Genomic DNA, 19,532 nt, shown 5'->3' on the forward strand with positions numbered 1-19,532 from the left:
GTAAGGCGCTTGACTATAATACCAAATACATCCCCGTAAGTCAACCCTTTTTCTAAACTTTTTTAAACTTTTTTTAACATTTGTATTTTTACCGCGCTGTTTAGTCATTTATCCCCTGTTTTTTCGCGTATTATGATGAGTTTTTGTAAAACTTTCATTATTTCAGCCTGCTTGGGATAAATTGCAGCGGAAGGGAAAAAATTTGTACAGAGGTGTTCAATATGGAAAACAAATTCAAATATGTCTGGGCAATGATTATTGTAGTGCTGGTAAACATCCTTGTGATATCGATTGTCACCAATCTGGGCGGCTCTGTACTGACGCTTTCCAAGGTCGGTTCTCAGGGAGCAGAAGTTAAAAGTATTCAGACAAAGTTAAGAGATCAGGGATATTATAAAGGAAAGATCGACGGTATCTTTGGAAGTGGGACAAAGAGCGCCGTTGTCAGCTTTCAGAAAGCCAAAGGTCTGACCCCCGACGGAATTGCCGGCGCAAAAACACTGAAGGCGCTGGGTCTGGGCGGTTCCGCTGGCGCACAGGGCGGTTTCAGCAGCACGGATGTCACTTTGCTGGCCCGCGTCACGTCCGCTGAATCGCGGGGAGAGCCTTACTCCGGACAGGTTGCGGTTGCGGCGGTCATTCTGAACCGGATTGAGCATCCGTCGTTCCCCAACACACTGGCGGGCGTTATTTATCAGCCGGGCGCATTCAGCTGTCTGAATGACGGCGGAATCAACGCCCCGGTTTCCGACTCAGCCTACAAAGCCGCGCGCGATGCGATCAACGGCTGGGACCCGTCGGGCGGCGCCATCTATTATTATAACCCCGCAAAGTCCACAAGCAAATGGATTTTCTCCCGCCCCGTGATTACGGTCATCGGCGATCATCGCTTTTGCAGTTAAGCGGCTTTTTTCATTATAACATTGGCGCAGAACGGTTTGATCGCTCTGCGCCAATTATCTTCCTATATATATGTCAGAAATGCTTACGCCACCGTTACTACGCAGCGGCGCACCGGGCTCTGATTCGGCAGCACGGAATAAATGGAGGTGGTTCCCGCGCCGACACCCAGAATTTTTACATAATAGCTTCCGTTCTGAAGCTTCTGATAAACGATCTTTGCCACGCCGGAATTTCCGGTCGTAAAGGACGGCTTGCCGGTAATCCCGTTCGGGGTAAACTTAAACTGATAGCTCTGCCCTGGTTTTACGGAAAGCGAAAATCCCGTGTCGGAGAGAATGGTACTGTCCGCCGGCGTCTGAACCGGCGCTGCGGCCGCGGCCGAAGAAAGATAATCCGTATAGCAGTAGTCCATGTCGGAGGCGGTATTGATTCCGCCTACCAGTCCGGCGTCACTGTACTGCCACATGGTATAATTCCCGCTGTAGCCGGGGGAAGGAACATAATAGTGCGCCACCCATTTGTCGTATCCGCTCAGCGAGGGGCTGCTGAGTTTGGAGTTAAACATGCTGGTGTTACTGTAGATGCCTGTCTTGTAGCCTGAAGCGGTAATGGTGCCGCAGAAAGCGTTTACAATCGCCGCGAGCTGGTCGTTCGTCAGGGACGCATGATCGGCGTCGCCTTCAATATTGCTTTCAATATCATAAAAAACAGGATAATCCAGATGGCGGCCGTTCAGAATGGTAAGGCACATCTGCGCCTCCTGTACGGCGATCTCAGGGGTGGTTGCGTAACTGACATGATATACGCCGACTTTGATTCCGTTGGCTGTGGCGGCCATATAGTTGTCCTCAAAGCAGTCGTCCGTCTGGGTTTCCGGCATTTCGTTGCCGTAGCCGGTACGCAGAATGGCGAAGTCCACTCCCGCGGCTTTCACGGATGACCAGTCAACCAGACCCTGATGCTCGGACACGTCAATGCCCTTTAAGACCACATGCACGTCGCAGGAAGCGCTGCGGCCGTCCTGCGCAGTGACGGTAACCGTCGTTCTTCCGAGCGAATAAGCGGTCACGGTGCCGTCCGCCACAGAGGCGACGGCGGAGTTGCCCGACGCCCAACTGGCCTGCGAAACGGACGAACCGCTGTCAGTGGCCGTCAGCACGGCGGTTTCTCCTACTTTCAGATAAAGAGTTTCACTGCTGAGCACAAGGGTTCCGCCGGAAGTACCGGTATCCGCTGCAAAGGCGGCTGTGCTGAGCGATACGGCCATTGCCAGTACCAATAACAAGGCGACCCATTTTTTCTTCATTTCAGTTCCTCCATCAGTTCATATAAATTTTCCCGCATTCAGGTAAAAGATCATGATACAGATGATTTATCGTTTTGCCGGAATCTTCCATAAAATGGTATTTCTAAAAACTTATTATATTCCTGCTTCCCCGTCCGTGTCAAGAACTGAAAAAAGGAGAGCGGCGACTTTCCGTAAACAAAAAAAGGACCTTCCGGCGGATGCCGGAAAGCCCAACTGTTTCTCTGCTTATTTTTTGAACTCTTTAAACAGCTTGGTAGCTTCATCCTGATGCTGTTTGTTCTGATCGGAATCGACGGTGTCTTTATAGATCATAATATATTTTCCGCTGTCGGAAATCACCGCGGGAACGGTTTGGTTCATAATGGTGAACCGGCTGTTCGCCTTTACCTCATCCAGAACGGCAGAAGCCTCGCTGGAAAGGCTGTCGGTGTTAAATTCATAGAGCTCTACGGTAACATTGTTTTTGCCGTTGTAGGCGAACTGATATTTCGCGCCCTTTTCTGCTCCGATAAAATCCGCTTTCATTTCCGTGGGAGTACCCGAAATTGCGGAGTTGGCGGTAAGGTACTTTTCAAGGCCGTCCAAATTGTCAGCCATATTGTCCGAGCCGACCGCGGAGGAAACCGTCTGGGAAGAAGCGCTCGGCGCCGACTGGGCACCGCCCACGTCGCCCATTCCGCAGGCCGCAAGGGAACCGGCCATAACAACCGCCAGTGCAAGGATTAAAATTTTCTTCATTTTTATGATATCCTCTCTTAAACAAAAAAATCGAATTCTTTGCTGCGACGACCATGGCACAGGCATGTTTCAGGGAATCCTTAATAGCTTGCCCAAAACCAAAATTTTAATAGAAAGAAAACGCCGTCTAGGTAATTATCTGATTTTTACACCGATTTGTCAACACCATACAAAAAAATCCCCGCCTCCCGAAAGAGGCAGGGAAAAAGCAGGAGGCAGCTCAGCTGTTTTTGGTAACCCCGGCCAGCGGAAGCATGCCGGTCGCGTGATAGAGGAAGTTCTGAATTTTAGGCGAAGTAGCGATCAGGTTGGTGGAGTGCGAAATGGGAAGCCACGGCGACTCCTTCGCGATCAGCTTTTCCGCGTCGCTGTACGCGGCGTTGCGCTGTGCACCCATCGGCATCTTGACCGCCTTTGCAATCATGTCCTTGTACTGCTGATTATTGAACCGGGCGTAGTTCATCCCCGGGTCATCCACGGCAAGCAGGTTCAGGAAGTTGTCGGCGTCGCCGTTGTCGCCAATCCATCCGGCAAAGCAGATGTCAAAGTCGCCCTGCTGCTGTTTGGTCTTGTAGGTAGTCCAGTCGTACGCGTCGATGGTGCAGGTGACGCCCACTTTGGAAAGGTACCCCTGAATCGCCTCGGCAAGCGTCTGGCCGTTTGCCGGGTTATACATGCGCGCGCTGGTATAGGTAATCATATGTACCTGCGTAATGCCCGCCTCTTTCAGCGCGACTTTCGCGGCTTCCGGATCATAGGCCGCCTGCTGAACCGACTTGTCATAGCCCGGCATGAACGTGGGCAGGATGGAAGTCGCAGCTTCCGAATAGCCCTTATACAGGGTTTCGACCAGCTCAGGGACGTTGATGGCGGCGGAAATCGCCGCGCGGGCTTTCGCGTTGTTGAACGGGGCACGGCTGCAGTTGTACGCCATATAGTTGATGTTCATACCGGGTGATTTGATAATCTGATTCCCGGCTGAAGTGACCTGGTCGACTACGGTATGGTCGATTCCGTCAATGATATCCACTTCCCCGTTATTCAGCGCGACCACACGGGCGGAATTGTCCTTGATGGTGCGGAAAACTACATTTTTCGTCAGCGCCTTGGTCCCCCAGTAGTCGTCATTGCGCACCAGCACCGTGTTCTGATCTTTCTGCCAGCTGACAAATTTATACGCCCCGGTTCCCACGGGATGTTCATTGACGTTATTGTTGTTATCCTGCAGCGCCTTGGGGCTGACAATCAGTGCGCCCAGGTTCATGGCCAGGTTGTTCAGGAACGGCGTGCAGGGTTCTTTCAGGTTGATTTTGACGGTGTTCTCGTCCACCACCTGCACATCTTTTACCGCGCCGTATACAAACGAGGCGTAGCTCATGTCTTCCGTGACTTTGGGCGGAAGCTGACGGTCAATGTTGAATTTGACCGCGTCGGCGTTAAAGTCGGTGCCGTCCTGAAATTTTACCCCTTTACGCAGATGAAAGACATAGGTGAGGCCGTCGGCGCTCACGTCCCAGCTTTCCGCAAGGCAAGGCTCGACCTCCGTGGAATCCTTTTTATATTTCAGCAGGCCCTCATAAAGATTGCTCATGATCTTAACCGACTCAACATCGTCTACCAAAGCGGGGTCCAGACCGCGCGCGTCTGCCGCGGAACCGTACACCAGCGTGTCGTTTTTTCCGCTTTTCGCGGCCTGAGAGGAGCCCGCGCCGCCGGACGCGCTTTGTGCCCCCTGTTTTCCCGCGCAGCCAGCCATAGCAGACAGCATTAACGCGGCAGTCAAAACCAGAGCCGCTAATTTCTTTATCTTCACTGCTTATTACCCCTTCCTGTTCCATAGCTTATTTTTATTATCCTACCACATTAAAGGGATAAAGGCAAGAGAAATGTAAATATCGTCAGCTCTAATCCTGCATTTTTACCGCAAAATTATTAAAATATTGGCGTATATCCGTAGAATATGAATTTTTCATTTTGTATCATTCAATTTCAACAATCAGCCTCCTCAAATGCGGACGCACAGTGTCTTTTGCGCCTTCGGCGGGTGTCGCCCCAAACGGTCGGCAAAACATTCTCAACCGTACGCGAATTGCATCCGGACTCAGTCCGGTTCGAGTCCCCGATAAAAAAAAGCACCCGACTGGGTGCATTTCTTATTTGGTGGACACAAGGGGACTCGAACCCATGACCTCTCGCGTGTGAGGCGAGCGCTCTAACCAGCTGAGCTATGCGTCCATAGTCCGCGTGTACAGGATAACTTGGTTCAAAAAAATATGGTGACCCGGACGAGATTCGAACTCGTGAAACCGCCGTGAAAGGGCGGTGTCTTAACCGCTTGACCACCGGGCCATATCATGGTAGCGGCAATTGGATTTGAACCAATGACACTTCGGGTATGAACCGAATGCTCTAGCCAACTGAGCTATGCCGCCATATGCTCTGTGTTGAAACGGAGCGTTTTATATTATAACCTGATATTCTTGTGTTTGTCAACACATTCTCTCAATAATTTTAAAAAAACTATTTTAAGTCCTCTTTTTACTCCCGATTTCCCTTGTAAACCGGGCGGTAATCTCCTGCGGACGGGTAATCGCGCCGCCCACTACCGCACAGTACGCTCCCGCGTCAAGGACTGCTTTCAACTCCTGCGGAGTCTGGATTTTCCCCTCCGCAATGACGGGAACCGAAAGCTCCCGGGCCAACCGGCGAATCAGCGCCAGATTCGGCCCCGGCAGATTTTCAGAGTACGGCGTATAGCCGCAGAGCGTGGTGGAAACACAGTCAAAACCGATTTTTTCGGCATTGACCGCTTCCTCATAGGTGGAACAGTCCGCCATTGCCAAAACATTCCCGCTTTTGACCAGCGCGGCCAGATCCTCCAGTCTTTCCCCGTTCGGCCGCTTCCGCAGCGTCGCGTCCAGCGCAATCATTGCGCAGCCGGTGCGGAGCAGCTCCCGGATTTCGTTTTCCGTGGGGGTAATATAAATATCGGAATCGGCGTATTGCCTCTTGATAATTCCAATGACGGGCAGGTCGGTCACCCTCATGATTTCAAGGATGTCCTCCGTGCCCTGTGCGCGAATTCCCACAGCGCCGCCGGCTTCTGCCGCCAGCGCCATCCTGCCCATAATCATCGAGCTGTGCAGGGGCTCGCCCGGGAGTGCCTGACAGGAAACAACCAGTCCGCCTTTTATCTCACCGAGCATCAGTATCCCCCGATTTCCAATAAAAATTTATTATACGGAGAAGGAATAGTTTGGCGCTTCCTTCGTAATCTGAATATCATGCGGATGACTTTCTTTCAAGCCCGCGCCCGTAATGCGGATAAACCTTGATTTTTCATGAAGAACCTGTATGTTTTCACAGCCGGTATAGCCCATGCCGGAACGGATACCGCCGATCATCTGGAAAATAGTGTCCGACAGAGGTCCCTTGTACGGCAGACGGCCTTCCACGCCTTCCGGAACCAGCTTCTTTTGATCCTGCTGGAAGTAGCGGTCCTGGCTTCCCTGGCCCATTGCCGCAAGGCTGCCCATGCCGCGGTACACCTTAAACTGACGGCCCTGATAAAGCTCGGTCTCTCCGGGGGATTCCTCGCAGCCCGCGACCAGCGAGCCGACCATGACCACGTTTGCGCCGGCGGCGAGCGCCTTGACAATATCGCCGGAGAACTTGATTCCGCCGTCCGCGATCACCGGGATTCCGTATTTTTCCGCGGCACACGCGGCGTCATAAATCGCGGTAATCTGCGGTACGCCGATGCCCGCGACAATTCTGGTGGTACAGATGGAGCCGGGGCCGATCCCGATCTTTACGCAGTCCGCGCCCGCTTCAATCAGCGCGCGGGTCGCTTCGCCGGTGGCTACGTTTCCGGCGATCAGCTGTACGTTCGGGAACGCTTTTTTGACTTTTCTGACCGCTTCAATGACGCCGTCGTTGTGACCGTGAGCAGAGTCAAGCGCAACTACGTCCACCTGCGCCTTTACCAGCTCCGCAACACGCTCCAGCACGTCTCCGGTGGCGCCGATCGCCGCGCCGCAGAGAAGACGGCCGCCCGCGTCCCTTGCGGAACTGGGGTAACGTACGGCTTTCTCAATATCCTTAATCGTGATAAGTCCCTTCAGATTGCCCTTATCGTCAACGATCGGGAGCTTTTCAATTCTGTGTCTGCGCAGAATCTCCTGTGCCTGCGCAAGGGTTGTCCCAACCGGGGCGGTGACCAGATTTTCCTTGGTCATGACCGCGGAAATCGGCTGGTCGTAGTCCTCGTCCGTCATAAACCGCATGTCGCGGTTCGTAATGATGCCCACAAGCTTGCCGTTTTCACAGATCGGAACGCCGGAAATCCGGTATTTTGCCATAATTTCGTTTGCGTCGTGTACAAAATGCTGAGGAGAGAGGAAAAACGGATTTACAATGACCCCGTTTTCAGAACGCTTGACCCGGTCCACCATGTCGGCCTGCTTTTCAATCGGCATGTTCTTGTGGATGATACCGATGCCGCCCTCACGGGCAATCGCAATGGCCATGTTGCTTTCGGTAACGGTGTCCATGGCCGCCGTCATCAGCGGGGTGTTCAGCTTAATGGTTTTGGTAAGCTGCGTGGAAAGATCCACCTCTCTGGGCAGCACATGGGATTCCGCCGGGATCAGCAAAACATCGTCAAACGTCAGCCCTTCTTTTACAAACTTTTCTGAGTAGTTCGTATTTAACATCTTGTCCTCCTGTCACATTCACGCCGCTGTAAAAACTGTAATTTCCAGCCGCTTTCTCTCTTCATGCAATTTTTATATATTTTGTTATTATATCATTTGATTCACAAATATTCAATCGTTAAGTAGCAGATTTTCACTTTTCCATAAAGCGGAAAGCCGGCCGGGACGGCTTTCAGAATTTACAGGCTTTTCAGCATCAGCAGCTGCGCCCCGTAGCTGCCGTCTCGGTACCGGAAGGACTTTTCCATGGTACCGTATGTATGAAAACCGAACTTTTGGTACAAGGCAATGGCCCGCTCGTTCGTGGCAACGACCTCCAGCTCAAGCTGCTCATACCCCGCCTCTTTTGCGCAGGCAATGATTTCCGGAAGGATTGCCGAGGCAATTCCGATTCCCCAGTATTTTTCCTTTACCGAAATACCAAAAGCGGCGCGGTGCCGGCATCTTTCAAACGGAGCCGACGGGGAAATTCCCGCGGTCGCAACAATCTCTCCGTTTACTTCGGCGGCGATCAGCAGACTTTTCGGGTCCGACCAGTGGCTATCCAGAAAGTCACGCTCGTCCTCCTCCGTCAGGGTAATTTCATCCTCGTAGCGTGCCATAAAGACGGTTTCGCCTGAGGTCACCCGCAGTTCCTCCAGAACCGCCGCGGCGTCTTTCGCTCCCGGGCTTCTTAAAATACAGCCTTCCCCGTTTCTCAGCTTAACTTTTTTCTCTTCCAGAATCATATGTATCCTCCTAAAGCGGCCGCGCTTGCTTTTTATTTTTTCGGCACAAGAGTCGCCGAAGCGGTAAAGCCGCATCCCCTATTGTGGACGCCCTGCATCAGCACCTGACCGTTTTCCTTTGCGGCGTAGATTTTGAGGACGTCGCCCTGCGCGCTTTCATTTACATAATTGATCTGTACCTGTGCATACTGGCTGCCCTGTGCGCCGTCCGGCAGAAAATCCGTCAGGATATCGCCGTAGATGGTGTTGTTCAGGTGACGGTTATAGTCAAGGTCGGAGTAGTAAATGGGCCGTTCCCCCACCAGCGGCAGGTCGTCCGGCACCGTGATCTTCACCATCCGATTCTCCGGCGCTACCTTCTCCCCGGAAAAAATACCGTAATCGAGGAACTTTTTCGGGCGCATGACTTTATGCGTCACCGGGTCGGCTATGACGGAGGTCTGCATGACCTCAATGATTTTTTCATCCCCGCTGTATAGGATAAAATCGCGGTAAAACTGGGCTCCGTTTACCCCGCGCGGATGCGTTTTGATGGTAATTTTCTCATTATGTACCGGCATCCGTTTGATTTTGGCGCGGTTGGTAATTAAAAGAAAGACCATTCCGTCCTCATACAATTTTTCATAGCTTAGTCCCACAAGGGCAACATGCTGTTCGCTTGTTTCCTGACACATGCGCATCAGCACACTCAGCTTTAAAAGACGCTGTGCGCCCACCTCGTAGCTGGCCACCCGCACCTCGCGCGTATATTCGTTAATGATGCTTTGATTCATATTACACCCTCTGTATCTGTATAGGTAGGGAATACCCCCTGCGGAGCTTCCTTTTCAGGAACCCTCAGGGGGATTCATTTACGGTTTATCTGATGACTTCGCAGCCCATATACGGACGCAGTACCTCCGGTACGGTCACACTGCCGTCGGCGTTCTGATACTGCTCCACGATGGCGGGAATCACGCGGCTGGTCGCAAGACCGGAAGCGTTCAGCGTATGGACAAACTGCAATTTCTTGTCCTCTCCCCTGTACTTCACGTTGCCCCTTCTGGCCTGATAGTCCCTCGCGTTGGAGGCGGAGCTGACCTCTTTGTAAATCTCCATGCTGGGGATCCAGACTTCAATGTCGTAGGTGCGCGCCATGGAGAACGAGCAGTCGCCCGCGGCAAGCTTGCTCAGGCGGTAATGCAGACCGAGCTTCTGCACCAGCTTCTCCGCTTTGCCAACCAGCTCGGCAAACGCGGCGTCCGACTGTTCCGGCGTGGTGTACTGCACCATTTCCACCTTATTAAACTGATGCCCGCGGATCATGCCGCGCTCTTCGGAGCGGTAGCTGCCCGCTTCTCTGCGGTAGCACGGAGTATAGGCAATATATTTGCGCGGAAGCTCTTCCGGCGTAAGGACTTCGTCGCGGTGCAGGTTGACCAGCGCGGTTTCCGCCGTGGGAAGCATAAATTTCTTATCGGTGCTGGTCGGATTCTGAATCCAGTACACCTCATCGGTAAATTTCGGGAACTGGCCGGCCACATAGCCGCATTCATAGTTGAGCATGTGCGGGGGAAGTACCAGCTCATAGCCGTCGCTCAGATGCTCGCTGATAAAGAAGTTGAGCAGCGCCCACTCCATTCTGGCGCCCATCCCGCGGTAAACCCAGGAACCGGCACCGGCCAGCTTCGCGCCGCGCTGGTAGTCGATCATGCCAAGGCTTTCACAAAGCTCCACATGGTTTTTCGGCTCAAAATCAAACGTTGGCTGCTCTTTAAAGAAACGGATGGGTTTGTTGTTTTCCTTGCCGCCCGCCAAAAGGTCTTCATCCGGCATATTCGGTAAAGAGAGCAGCAGGGTCTTCTGCTTTTCCTCCAGCTCGCCGAGCTCGGCGTCACTCTCTTTGATTTTTTCGGAAAGCGTCTTCAGTTCCGCCATCAGGGGAGCGGTGTCTTCTCCGGCTTTTTTCATTACGGGAATTTTCTTGGTAGCGGCATTCTGTTCCGCTTTCATGGATTCGACTTTTCCGGTTACTTCACGGCGTTCCTCGTCAATTTTGAGGATGTCGTCCACCAGTGCGTCCACGTCGATGCAGCGTTTTTTCGCGCCTGCTTTTACTTGCTCCGGATTGCTGCGAATCAGTTTAATATCCAGCATATTTTATTCTCCTTTATATTCCAATGATTTCTATATTTCTTTGTTTTCCACAGTTTTGTCATTCTTTGTTGAAAAGCGCGGCCAAATCGCTCAGATCCTGCTCGCCATAAAACTCAATTTGCAGCACCCCGCGCTTCTTTGTTCCGCTGACCTGCACCTTGCGGCCCAGATGCTCGTTGAGTGCCAGCTCCACTTCACTAAAATAGGGAATGCGCTTCTTTTCTTTCGGCTGTCTGGAAACGGGCTGTCCGTTTGCCTTTTTAGACATTTTTTCCAGTTCCCTTACGGAAATACCCTGCTCCACAGCCATTTTTGCGGCCTTGAGCATTTCAGCCGGATTCGGAAAGCTCAGCAGGGTTCGGGCATGTCCCGCGGAAAGCAAGCCGGACTGCACCAGTTCAAGCACCTGCTGCGGCAAATTCAGCAGCCGGAGCGCGTTTGCCACGGTGGGGCGCGATTTTCCGACTGTTTTGGATACTTCTTCCTGTGTCATCCCGTAGGTGTCCATCAATGACTGGTAGCCCTGCGCTTCTTCCAGCGGATTCAGGTCTTCGCGCTGAAGGTTTTCTATGAGCGCCAGTTCCATGACTTCGCCGTCGCTCATTTCACGGATCACCGCGGGGATTTCGGTAACGCCCGCCATGCGCGCCGCCCGCCACCGCCGTTCGCCTGCTACGATCTGATATCCCCCTCCGAAAATCGGCCGCACCAGCAGCGGCTGCAGCACCCCGTGCTGCGAAATGGAGTCGGCGAGCTCGGCCAGCGCCTCGTCGTTAAAGTCTTTTCTTGGCTGTGCGCGGTTGGGTTCTATTTCACTGATTTTCAGCGCAACCGCCGCGTTGCGGTCCTCGGTATCGTTTTCCGCGAAAATCGCATCCAGCCCTTTCCCAAGTCCGCCTTTCTTTGCTGCCATCGCTCTCCCCCCTATCCTTTATTCGTTTGAATGATTTCATCCGCCAAAGTATCGTAGGCAACGGCTCCGCGCGAGCTTTTGTCAAAATACTGAATCGGCCTGCCGAAGCTTGGCGCTTCGGAAAGACGCACCGCGCGCGGGATTGCCGTGGCAAATACCTTTCGTGGAAAGTATTTCTTCACTTCCTGCACCACCTGCTGGGTCAGGTTCAGCCGCCCGTCGTACATGGTAAGCAGTACGCCCTCAATGTCCAGCTGGCTGTTGTACTGCCGCTTAACGCGGCGAACGGTGTTCATCAGCTGTGACAGGCCCTCCAGCGCATAGTATTCACACTGAATCGGAACCAGAAGCGTGTCCGCCACGCACAGCGCATTGGTGGTAATAATTCCAAGCGAGGGCGGGCAGTCAATAAAAATGTAATCGTAATGCTCCCTGAGCGGCACCAGCGCGTTTTTCAGGATGGATTCCCTGTGGTCAAGCGTGACCAGCTCAATTTCTGCCGCCGCCAGATCCATACTGGACGGAATAATGTCCAGATTTGTAAATTCCGTGTGAATAATCACATCCGGTGCCTTTGCTTCGCCAATCAGCACTTCGTAAATGGTGTTTTTCACCGCCCGGCGGTCCACACCGACGCCGCTTGAAGAATTCCCCTGCGGGTCAATATCCACCAGCAGCGTCTTCTTTCCTTTCGTGCCCATCGCGGCGGAAAGGTTGACAGAAGTCGTCGTTTTACCAACGCCGCCTTTTTGGTTTGCAATTGCTATAATTTTTCCCATTCTTTCCCCTCCGGTTGCAGGTATCCGCCCGCAGAAACACGGTTTTTACATAAACTTGTCCCGATTTCGGGTGTAAGCGGAATAATGTATTTATTATAGCACTCTTTCCCCGGAAGATAAAGATTTTTTGTCCCTTTTTTGCCAATGTTTCATGTGAAACAAAACAGGCCGAACGTACTGTTCGGCCTGCCTTGTGGGAAATGATATAGGGAAATAGGAGTAAACTCTTATACTTAAACTCAGGCAGGCTTTTTTCCACCGGTTGCCTGCGCTTTGGGAATGCGCACCAGACATTCAATATAATCGTCTGTTTCGCTTTTCAGCGTCTGTGCGTTGATTCCGCTTTGTTTCATGGTCTCTATGGCATGGTTAATGGTATTCAAAAACACGCGCACATCTTTAATAACAAAAGTGCGTTTGCTTTTCGGTTTTTGGTTTTCTTCCAGAAGCTTGTCCACCAAATCGTCCGTCTGCTGTACGTTCAGGTGCTTCGCAATAATTTGGCCAAGCACTTTTTCCCGGGTTTTTTCTTCCTTAATCCGCAGCAGTGCGCGGGCATGCCGTTCGGTCAGCCCGCAGGCGGTGATCTTTTCCCGCTCTTCTTCGGAAAGCTTCAGCAAGCGAAGCTTGTTGGCCAGTGTGGACTGGCTTTTTCCCAGACGAAGTGCCGCTTCTTCCTGCGTGACGTCCCACTGCTCAATCAGGCGGCGGATGCCCTCCGCTTCCTCAAAAATCTGAAGATCCTGCCGCTGAAGGTTTTCAGTCATGGCAAGGACGGCGCTGGTCTCCGGTGAACAGTCGCTAATCATGCAGGCAACCGTGGACAAGCCAGCTATCTTGCAGGCCCTCAGCCTGCGCTCACCCGCAATCAATTCGTAGCCGCCTTTTACCCGACGCACGGAAATCGGCTGAATAAGACCGTTTGTCCGGATGCTTCTCGACAGTTCCAGAAGCTCCTGTTCATTGAACGTGCGCCGCGGCTGCGCCGGATTTGGATGGATTGAATCGATGTTGATCTGCACTACTTTTCGTTTTTCACCCATAAGATGCAAATTCGCCGCCTCCTTGCTTGTCCCTTTTTGTTTAGGATAGCACGGAGCGCGGCGATATTTTGTAAAAATATGGTAATTCAAATTTTTTTTATTTGTTTCTTTTTGACAATTTGTGCATTTTCGGGTTCATTTTACACGATTCCTGTTCCTATGGAGCATTTCGCCGGTTCTAAAAACAGGTTCTGCTGCATAGGCCAAATTTAGAGCGGGCTTTTGGCGATCTTCGCCCCATGCCTGGGATAAATTGCGGACAACAATTTCGTCCGTTTCACCAGCACCAGACTGCGGCTGTCCCCGTTCGGCAGCTCAAATTTCTCAATTCTGTGCAGCTTACAACCGAGCAGCGAAATGGCGTTTTTGGCAGCAAGGACTTCTTCCTCCGGGTCAGGGCCTTTCATGGCGATAAAGACACCGCCGATTTTCAGGAACGGCAGGCAATATTCGCACAGCAGATTCAGCGGCGCGACCGCCCTTGCCGAAGCGAAATCATATTTTCCCCGATAGGCTGCCTGCCGTCCGGCCTCCTCCGCGCGCGCATGGACAAATTCCGCGGCGAAATTGAGATTCTCCGCCAGATCTTTTAAAAAGGTCAGCCGTTTGTTGAGTCCGTCCAGCAGGGTCAGTTTGATGTCCGGCCGCATAATTTTCAGCGGCACGCCGGGAAACCCCGCGCCGGTGCCGACATCTATCAGCTTTGTCCCCTGCGGCAGCTCCAGATACTTTAAGATCAGAATACTGTCCAGAAAATGCTTGTACGCAACTTCATCAGGCTCCTTAATGGCGGTCAGGTTGATTTTCTGATTCCAATTCAACAGAATCTCCAAATATTGTTGAAAACTATCCGCTTGCTCCCCGGTCAGCGCAATTCCCGCGTTTTGAGCGGCGGATGTCAGCAGTTCACGAATATCCTCCATGTTATTCCCCCTTTTTGCGTGCAAGCCAGATCAGCAGCACCGAAATATCCGCCGGGCTGACTCCAGAAATGCGGGAAGCCTGTCCCACGTTTTCCGGATTCACCTTTTGCAGCTTTTCCTGTGCTTCGGTTCTCAAACCGATAATTTCTTTATAATTGATCTTTGTGGGCAGACGGCGCCCTTCCAAACGGCGCATTTCCGCAATGTCCGCTTTCTGCCGTTTAATATAACCCTCATATTTGATTTCAATTTCCACGTTTTCAAAAACCGCGGCGGGCAGCTCCGGTCTATCCGTATCCATTTCTTTCAGAATATCATAGTTCAGCTGCGGACGGCGAATTAGCTCCGCCAGGCGCACCCCGGTGGTTACCGGCGATGTTTCATGTGAAACAAGCAGTTGATTCAGGGCTTCAGACGGGGGCAAAACGGTCTTTTCCGCCCGCAGTAGCTCCTGTTCCTTCTGTTTTTGTTTTTGCTGGAACCGTTCCCAGCGATCGTCGGAAATCAGCCCAATCTCCCTGCCGGTCGGCGTCAGCCGTTCATCGGCGTTGTCCTGACGGAGTACCAAACGGTACTCGCTGCGGGAGGTCATCATCCGGTAAGGGTCGGTGCATCCTTTGGTAATCAAATCGTCCACCAAAGTTCCAATATAGGAACCGGCGCGGTCAAGAATCATCGGTTCCCTGTTCTGTACTTTCAGTGCGGCATTGATTCCGGCCACCAATCCCTGTGCCGCCGCCTCCTCGTAACCGGAGCTGCCGTTAAACTGCCCCGCTCCGTAAAGTCCGGGAAATTCGGGGAATTCCAGCGTTGCTTCCATTTGAAGCGGGTCAACACAGTCGTATTCAATTGCGTAGGCGCAGCGCATGATTTCCACATGCTCAAAGCCCTTGATGGTACGGTAAAAAGCAATCTGCACTTCCTCCGGCAAAGAGGAACTCATCCCCTGCACATACATTTCTTCCGTATCCATCCCGCAGGGCTCTATAAAAAGCTGATGACGCTTTTTATCGGGAAAACGCATCACCTTATCTTCAAAGCTGGGGCAGTAGCGGGGCCCGACCCCCTCAATCTTTCCGCTGTATAAGGGGGAACGGCCAATATTTTTCAGAATTACCTGTTTGGTATCGTCGTTTGTCCAGGAAATGTGGCAGACCGCGCGGTTTTTCAGCGGCATCAGGGAATCGTAGGAAAAAGGAACAACGGGCTCGTCTCCGTCCTGTACCTCAAGGTCGGAAAAATCAATACTGGATTTCAGCACGCGCGCGGGGGTGCCGGTTTTAAAGCGGCGAAGACGCAGGCCGATTTTTTTCAGCGCCGCGCCGAGAAACGCGGAGGGAAACATTCCGTCCGGCCCGCCCTCGTAAGAAACGTCGCCGACATAGATTTTTCCGCCAAGATAAGTACCGGTTGCTATAATGACCGCTTTCGCACGGTAGGTCGCTTCCATTCGGGTCGTGACCAGCCAAAGCCCGTCCTCTCCCTGCTCCAGATCCACAATCTCCGCCTGTTTCAGCTGAAGATTCGGCTGTTTCTCCAGTTTGTGTTTCATGATCTTGCTGTATTCCCGGCGGTCAATCTGTGCGCGCAGCGAATGAACGGCAGGGCCCTTGCCAAGATTCAGCATTCTGCTCTGCAGCATCGCTTCGTCAGCGGTTTTCCCCATTTCTCCGCCCAGCGCGTCTATTTCGCGCACCAGATGTCCTTTTGCCGTTCCGCCGATGGATGGGTTGCAGGGGCAGTTGCCCACCGCATCCATATTGATTGTAAAAATGCAGGTGCTGCAGCCAAGGCGCGCGGATGCGAGCGCGGCCTCAATTCCGGCGTGTCCGGCGCCGATCACTACAACATCATAATTTCCGGCATCATATCTCAAGAGTATTCCTCCAATATCCTATTTTTACTTTCCCACACAGAAATGCGAAAAAACGGAATCCACAACCGCTTCCGACGCGCGTTCTCCGGTCAGCTCCAAAAGCGCGGAAACCGCGCCTTCAATCGATACCGTAACGGCGTCCAGCGTCACGCCGCTTTCCACCGCTGTCAGGGCCTCGCGCACACAGTCCCCCGCCCGCCGCGCGTCATCTCGCTGGCGCTCGGTAAACAGGATTCCGTCCGCGGGATTCAGCTCCGATGTACGCAGGACTTCCGCAACCGCGTCCCTCATCTCCTGAAGCCCATCGCCGGACAGCGCAGAAATATATACAATTTGTTGAAAATGTTTTTTAATATACTTTATGTCAATTGCAGGGGGTAAATCGCTCTTATTCACCACCGCAATTGCCGAAGAATCCCGAATCGCCGAAATCAGCTCGCGGTCCTCTTCATTCAGCTCCTGCGAAGAATCAAACACAGCCAGTACCAACTGGGCTTCGCGCAGCTTGCCGCGCGCACGGTCAACGCCGATTTTTTCCACGGGGTCATTGGTAATATGGATGCCCGCGGTATCCGACAGACACAGCGGGACGTCGCCGAGAATCACGGTATCCTCCACAATGTCTCGAGTTGTTCCGGCGTATTCGGTAACAATACTGCGCTCGCACCCGGCAAGCAGGTTCATTAAGGTGGACTTTCCAACATTGGGACGTCCGGCAATCACCGTCGCAACCCCTTCGCGGATTGCCCTGCCTGCGTCGAACTGGCGCAGAAGGGTTTCAATTTCCGACTTGACGGTCAGCAAGGTCGTTTCCAGTATTTCCGGATTGACCTCCGGAATATCGTCCTCCGGATAATCCGCCCACGCGGAAAGATGCGCGGCGGCTTCGATCAGCATCCCGCGAATTCTGATGATTTTCTTTTCCAGCGCGCCGTCATGCCCGGCAAGCGCGGCTTTCGCGGCCTGCTCCCCCTGCGCGGAAATAATCTGCATGATGGATTCCGCTTCGGTCAGTCCGATCTTCCCGTTTAAAAACGCACGGCGGGTAAATTCACCCGGCCCGGCCGGAACCGCGCCCGCGGCAAACACCGCTTTGAGTACGCGGCGCATAATATACAGTCCCCCGTGGCAGGAAAGCTCCACCACATCTTCGCCGGTAAAGCTGGCGGGAGCGGTAAAATTCAGAGCAATCGCTTCGTCTATATCCGTTTCCCCGTCGTGGACTCTGCCGTAAAGGGCGGTGTAGCCATTGATTTCCTCCAGTGTTTTTCCATGTCTGGATAGAAACACTTTTCCGGCGATTTCTTTAGCCTGCGGGCCGGAAATTCTGACAATTCCGATTCCCCCGGGCGCCTGCGGCGTAGAGATTGCCGCGATTGTTTTTGTGGACGGAGTATACCCGTTGTTATTTTTCATTCTTTACCTCGTAAGAGTCGATCCCTTTTGTACTGCGCGGCACTTTCATCTTATTGTACCGCGTATGATAAAAAACAAGGGCGATTCAAATGAACCGCCCTTAGTACTTCCGTTATAAGATTATTTCTTGACGTCAATGCGGCCATAAAGCAAAGCTTTGCCTTCATTTTTCGGCGCTTCTTTTTGCACTGGCTGCCGAACAGGAGCGGGACTGGCGCTCGGCCCGGAACCGACGCTCGGTGCGGATTTCGGCGGCCTGTTGTTAAACCCCGTGCGCGGTTTGTCATTGTACGGACGGCGGCCCTTGCCGTAGTTATTTCTGCGGGGAGCCGGGCGTTCTCCGGCTTCCGGCCCGATTACAACATGGCGGGCAAGGTCTTCACCCTCGGACCAGGATTTTGCGCCCTCAATCGTTTGAACGGCGGTATGGATGATTCTGCGCTCATAGGGGTTCATGGGTTCCAGGGAAGAATTGCGCCCGGTTTTAATCGCCTTTGCCGCAATTTTCTTTCCGAGAATTTCGAGTGTTTCCTTGCGTTTTTCGCGGTAATTTCCAATATCAATGGTAATTCTGTAATAGGAATTGTCAATATGATTGGCAACCAGACCGGTCAAGTACTGAAGCGCGTCCAGTGTTTCCCCGCGATGTCCGATGATAAAGCCAATATCATCGCCGGAAAGAGAAAGCTGAGCGCCATTCTCTTCTTCTGTAATCTGAATTTCCACCGCTGGAAGACCCATATGGTTAAGGATCTCTTTCAAGTACTTTGCCGCGGCTTCTGCCGGGCTGCTTTTGATAAAGACCCTTACCTTTGCAGGGCTTCCGCCGAAAAGGCCGAAGGTCTTTTTGGTCGGCATTTCCAAAATTTCGAATTCCGCATCATAGGATTCAACGCCGAGCTCCCTGCACGCGGCTTCTTTTGCCAGCTCAACGGTTTCACCGGTTGCAATCGCTTCTCTTATCACGGTATTCCCTCCCCGGTTCGTCTTATTTTTTCATTCCTAAATAATCATCCGAATTCGTTTTTCCGCTTTTCGTTTTTGGTTTTGCGCTGCCTGCTTTTGGGGCTGCTTTCTGCTGCTGGGTGCTTTTTTCCTGCCTTGCGTAGGAGCCGCCGGCAACAGGCTTCATTTTAGACTCATTCTCTTCCAGAAGGGCAACTCTCTGCGCTTCCGCCTTCGCGTTCAAATCCGCAGGGCTGAACCAGATATTCAGAATAATGGTTTGCAGAAAACCGAATACGGTTGATATAATCCAATAAAAGCCGACTGCCGCGGGCATTGTGCAGGCAAGCCATGCACTGAACAGCGGCATCAGATAGAGCATTCCTTTCATGCATCCCTGCTGCTGCTGCATCCCCGGCTGCATCTTCATCATAAAGTACTGGGTTACCAATGAGGAAACCAGGCACAGTGCCGGAATGATCCAAAGGTTGGAACGGAAAAGCGTGCCGAAGATATTCGCGCCGTCGCTCGGCGTGTCCAAAAGGTTCAGACCCATAAACTGGAACCCATGGCTGAAGGACTCTATTTTTGCAAGCTCACCCGCGCTGAACATCGTCAGCTGAGGTCTGAGCTGTTCAAAATGCTTGACAATTTCTATCTGTGCGTACTGCGCGGAAAAAGTTGCGCCAAGACCGGGGATCTGCTTGAGCATCTCAACAGCCTTTGTAATTCCGTCAACAGAAAGATGAAGGGCGTTTGCAAGCGGGTTTTGCACCGTATAAAACAGGCCAATCATGATGGGAAAAGGAATAAATGTCGTCAGGCAGCCGCTTGCCGGATTCACCCCTTCTTTGTCGTACATCTTCTGGGTTTCTTCCTGAAGCTTTACCTTGTCGTTTCCGTATTTTTTCTGCAGTTCTTTCTGCTTAGCAGCCATTTTGCTGTTCGCGGCCATCGATTTCTGCTGATTGATGGAAAACGGGAACATGACGATTTTCAATACAAGGGTGAACAAAATAATCGCGACGCCGTAATTCTGAATCAGCGTATAGAAAAACCAAAGCAGATAGCCGAGAATGTTTCCGAAAAAATTAAAAATCTCCGTCAT

Annotated in this window: 17 protein-coding genes and 3 tRNA genes; 1 reads left to right on the plus strand and 19 read right to left on the minus strand. The window is 52.3% G+C overall.

What is annotated here, in order from left to right; genetic code table 11:
- Nucleotides 1–221 precede the first annotated feature (221 nt).
- Complete coding sequence (gene sleB, locus J5W02_RS08700) at nt 222–902, plus strand: spore cortex-lytic enzyme (protein ID WP_219965312.1); 681 nt, start codon at nt 222–224, stop codon at nt 900–902.
- Between the two features lie 83 nt (nt 903–985).
- On the opposite strand, the gene J5W02_RS08705 is transcribed toward sleB, so the two are convergent.
- From J5W02_RS08705 to J5W02_RS08795, 19 genes are all read right to left on the minus strand, one after another.
- Nucleotides 986–2,209, minus strand: a complete 1,224-nt coding sequence (locus tag J5W02_RS08705) for a GH25 family lysozyme (RefSeq protein WP_219965313.1) — start codon at nt 2,207–2,209, stop codon at nt 986–988.
- A 228-nt stretch (nt 2,210–2,437) separates the two neighbouring features.
- Nucleotides 2,438–2,950 (minus strand): hypothetical protein, encoded by a 513-nt coding sequence (locus J5W02_RS08710; protein WP_219965314.1) that lies wholly within the window; start codon nt 2,948–2,950, stop codon nt 2,438–2,440.
- A gap of 220 nt (nt 2,951–3,170) precedes the next feature.
- On the minus strand, nt 3,171–4,718 hold the full coding sequence (locus J5W02_RS08715) for an ABC transporter substrate-binding protein (RefSeq protein ID WP_219965613.1): 1,548 nt from the start codon (nt 4,716–4,718) through the stop codon (nt 3,171–3,173).
- Nucleotides 4,719–5,108: 390 nt separating this feature from the next.
- Nucleotides 5,109–5,185 (minus strand) — tRNA-Val (locus tag J5W02_RS08720).
- A 39-nt stretch (nt 5,186–5,224) separates the two neighbouring features.
- Nucleotides 5,225–5,299: transfer RNA gene (locus tag J5W02_RS08725), tRNA-Glu, on the minus strand.
- Nucleotides 5,300–5,305: 6 nt separating this feature from the next.
- A tRNA-Met gene (locus tag J5W02_RS08730) sits at nt 5,306–5,382 on the minus strand.
- Nucleotides 5,383–5,475: 93 nt separating this feature from the next.
- A complete protein-coding gene (locus tag J5W02_RS08735) occupies nt 5,476–6,156 on the minus strand; it encodes an N-acetylmannosamine-6-phosphate 2-epimerase (RefSeq protein ID WP_219965315.1) in 681 nt (226 codons plus the stop codon).
- A gap of 30 nt (nt 6,157–6,186) precedes the next feature.
- Nucleotides 6,187–7,665: an IMP dehydrogenase gene (gene guaB, locus J5W02_RS08740; protein ID WP_219965316.1), complete on the minus strand. Its 1,479-nt coding sequence runs from the start codon at nt 7,663–7,665 to the stop codon at nt 6,187–6,189.
- Nucleotides 7,666–7,844: 179 nt separating this feature from the next.
- Complete coding sequence (locus J5W02_RS08745; RefSeq protein WP_219965317.1) at nt 7,845–8,393, minus strand: GNAT family N-acetyltransferase; 549 nt, start codon at nt 8,391–8,393, stop codon at nt 7,845–7,847.
- A 32-nt stretch (nt 8,394–8,425) separates the two neighbouring features.
- A complete protein-coding gene (locus J5W02_RS08750) occupies nt 8,426–9,166 on the minus strand; it encodes an acyl-[acyl-carrier-protein] thioesterase (RefSeq protein ID WP_219965318.1) in 741 nt (246 codons plus the stop codon).
- A gap of 85 nt (nt 9,167–9,251) precedes the next feature.
- Entirely contained in the window at nt 9,252–10,529 is a 1,278-nt protein-coding gene (gene serS, locus J5W02_RS08755) for a serine--tRNA ligase (protein ID WP_219965319.1), read from the minus strand.
- Between the two features lie 58 nt (nt 10,530–10,587).
- The gene (locus tag J5W02_RS08760; RefSeq protein WP_219965320.1) at nt 10,588–11,442 is read right to left on the minus strand and encodes a ParB/RepB/Spo0J family partition protein; all 855 of its coding nucleotides are present in this window, start codon (nt 11,440–11,442) and stop codon (nt 10,588–10,590) included.
- A gap of 11 nt (nt 11,443–11,453) precedes the next feature.
- A complete protein-coding gene (locus J5W02_RS08765) occupies nt 11,454–12,221 on the minus strand; it encodes a ParA family protein (protein WP_219965321.1) in 768 nt (255 codons plus the stop codon).
- A gap of 239 nt (nt 12,222–12,460) precedes the next feature.
- On the minus strand, nt 12,461–13,264 hold the full coding sequence (locus tag J5W02_RS08770) for a ParB/RepB/Spo0J family partition protein (RefSeq protein ID WP_219965322.1): 804 nt from the start codon (nt 13,262–13,264) through the stop codon (nt 12,461–12,463).
- A 209-nt stretch (nt 13,265–13,473) separates the two neighbouring features.
- Nucleotides 13,474–14,187, minus strand: a complete 714-nt coding sequence (gene rsmG / locus J5W02_RS08775; protein WP_219965323.1) for a 16S rRNA (guanine(527)-N(7))-methyltransferase RsmG — start codon at nt 14,185–14,187, stop codon at nt 13,474–13,476.
- Nucleotide 14,188: 1 nt separating this feature from the next.
- A complete protein-coding gene (gene mnmG, locus J5W02_RS08780; RefSeq protein ID WP_219965324.1) occupies nt 14,189–16,063 on the minus strand; it encodes a tRNA uridine-5-carboxymethylaminomethyl(34) synthesis enzyme MnmG in 1,875 nt (624 codons plus the stop codon).
- A 24-nt stretch (nt 16,064–16,087) separates the two neighbouring features.
- A complete protein-coding gene (gene mnmE / locus J5W02_RS08785) occupies nt 16,088–17,479 on the minus strand; it encodes a tRNA uridine-5-carboxymethylaminomethyl(34) synthesis GTPase MnmE (RefSeq protein ID WP_219965325.1) in 1,392 nt (463 codons plus the stop codon).
- Nucleotides 17,480–17,599: 120 nt separating this feature from the next.
- Nucleotides 17,600–18,445, minus strand: coding sequence for an RNA-binding cell elongation regulator Jag/EloR (gene jag, locus J5W02_RS08790; RefSeq protein WP_219965326.1), 846 nt, complete (start codon nt 18,443–18,445; stop codon nt 17,600–17,602).
- A 22-nt stretch (nt 18,446–18,467) separates the two neighbouring features.
- A complete protein-coding gene (locus J5W02_RS08795) occupies nt 18,468–19,532 on the minus strand; it encodes a YidC/Oxa1 family membrane protein insertase (protein ID WP_219965327.1) in 1,065 nt (354 codons plus the stop codon).

It is taken from the genome of Caproiciproducens faecalis (assembly GCF_019448085.1).
GTDB classification, from domain to species: Bacteria; Bacillota; Clostridia; order Oscillospirales; family Acutalibacteraceae; genus Caproiciproducens; species Caproiciproducens faecalis.

Excerpts from the sequence above, each read along its gene's own strand:
- sleB (WP_219965312.1), top strand. The coding sequence starts at position 222 with ATGGAAAACAAATTCAAATATGTCTGGGCAATGATTATTGTAGTGCTG.
- J5W02_RS08705 (WP_219965313.1), bottom strand. The coding sequence starts at position 2,209 with ATGAAGAAAAAATGGGTCGCCTTGTTATTGGTACTGGCAATGGCCGTA.
- J5W02_RS08710 (WP_219965314.1), bottom strand. The coding sequence starts at position 2,950 with ATGAAGAAAATTTTAATCCTTGCACTGGCGGTTGTTATGGCCGGTTCC.
- J5W02_RS08715 (WP_219965613.1), bottom strand. The coding sequence starts at position 4,718 with ATGCTGTCTGCTATGGCTGGCTGCGCGGGAAAACAGGGGGCACAAAGC.
- J5W02_RS08735 (WP_219965315.1), bottom strand. The coding sequence starts at position 6,156 with ATGCTCGGTGAGATAAAAGGCGGACTGGTTGTTTCCTGTCAGGCACTC.
- guaB (WP_219965316.1), bottom strand. The coding sequence starts at position 7,665 with ATGTTAAATACGAACTACTCAGAAAAGTTTGTAAAAGAAGGGCTGACG.
- J5W02_RS08745 (WP_219965317.1), bottom strand. The coding sequence starts at position 8,393 with ATGATTCTGGAAGAGAAAAAAGTTAAGCTGAGAAACGGGGAAGGCTGT.
- J5W02_RS08750 (WP_219965318.1), bottom strand. The coding sequence starts at position 9,166 with ATGAATCAAAGCATCATTAACGAATATACGCGCGAGGTGCGGGTGGCC.
- serS (WP_219965319.1), bottom strand. The coding sequence starts at position 10,529 with ATGCTGGATATTAAACTGATTCGCAGCAATCCGGAGCAAGTAAAAGCA.
- J5W02_RS08760 (WP_219965320.1), bottom strand. The coding sequence starts at position 11,442 with ATGGCAGCAAAGAAAGGCGGACTTGGGAAAGGGCTGGATGCGATTTTC.
- J5W02_RS08765 (WP_219965321.1), bottom strand. The coding sequence starts at position 12,221 with ATGGGAAAAATTATAGCAATTGCAAACCAAAAAGGCGGCGTTGGTAAA.
- J5W02_RS08770 (WP_219965322.1), bottom strand. The coding sequence starts at position 13,264 with ATGGGTGAAAAACGAAAAGTAGTGCAGATCAACATCGATTCAATCCAT.
- rsmG (WP_219965323.1), bottom strand. The coding sequence starts at position 14,187 with ATGGAGGATATTCGTGAACTGCTGACATCCGCCGCTCAAAACGCGGGA.
- mnmE (WP_219965325.1), bottom strand. The coding sequence starts at position 17,479 with ATGAAAAATAACAACGGGTATACTCCGTCCACAAAAACAATCGCGGCA.
- J5W02_RS08795 (WP_219965327.1), bottom strand. The coding sequence starts at position 19,532 with ATGACGGAGATTTTTAATTTTTTCGGAAACATTCTCGGCTATCTGCTT.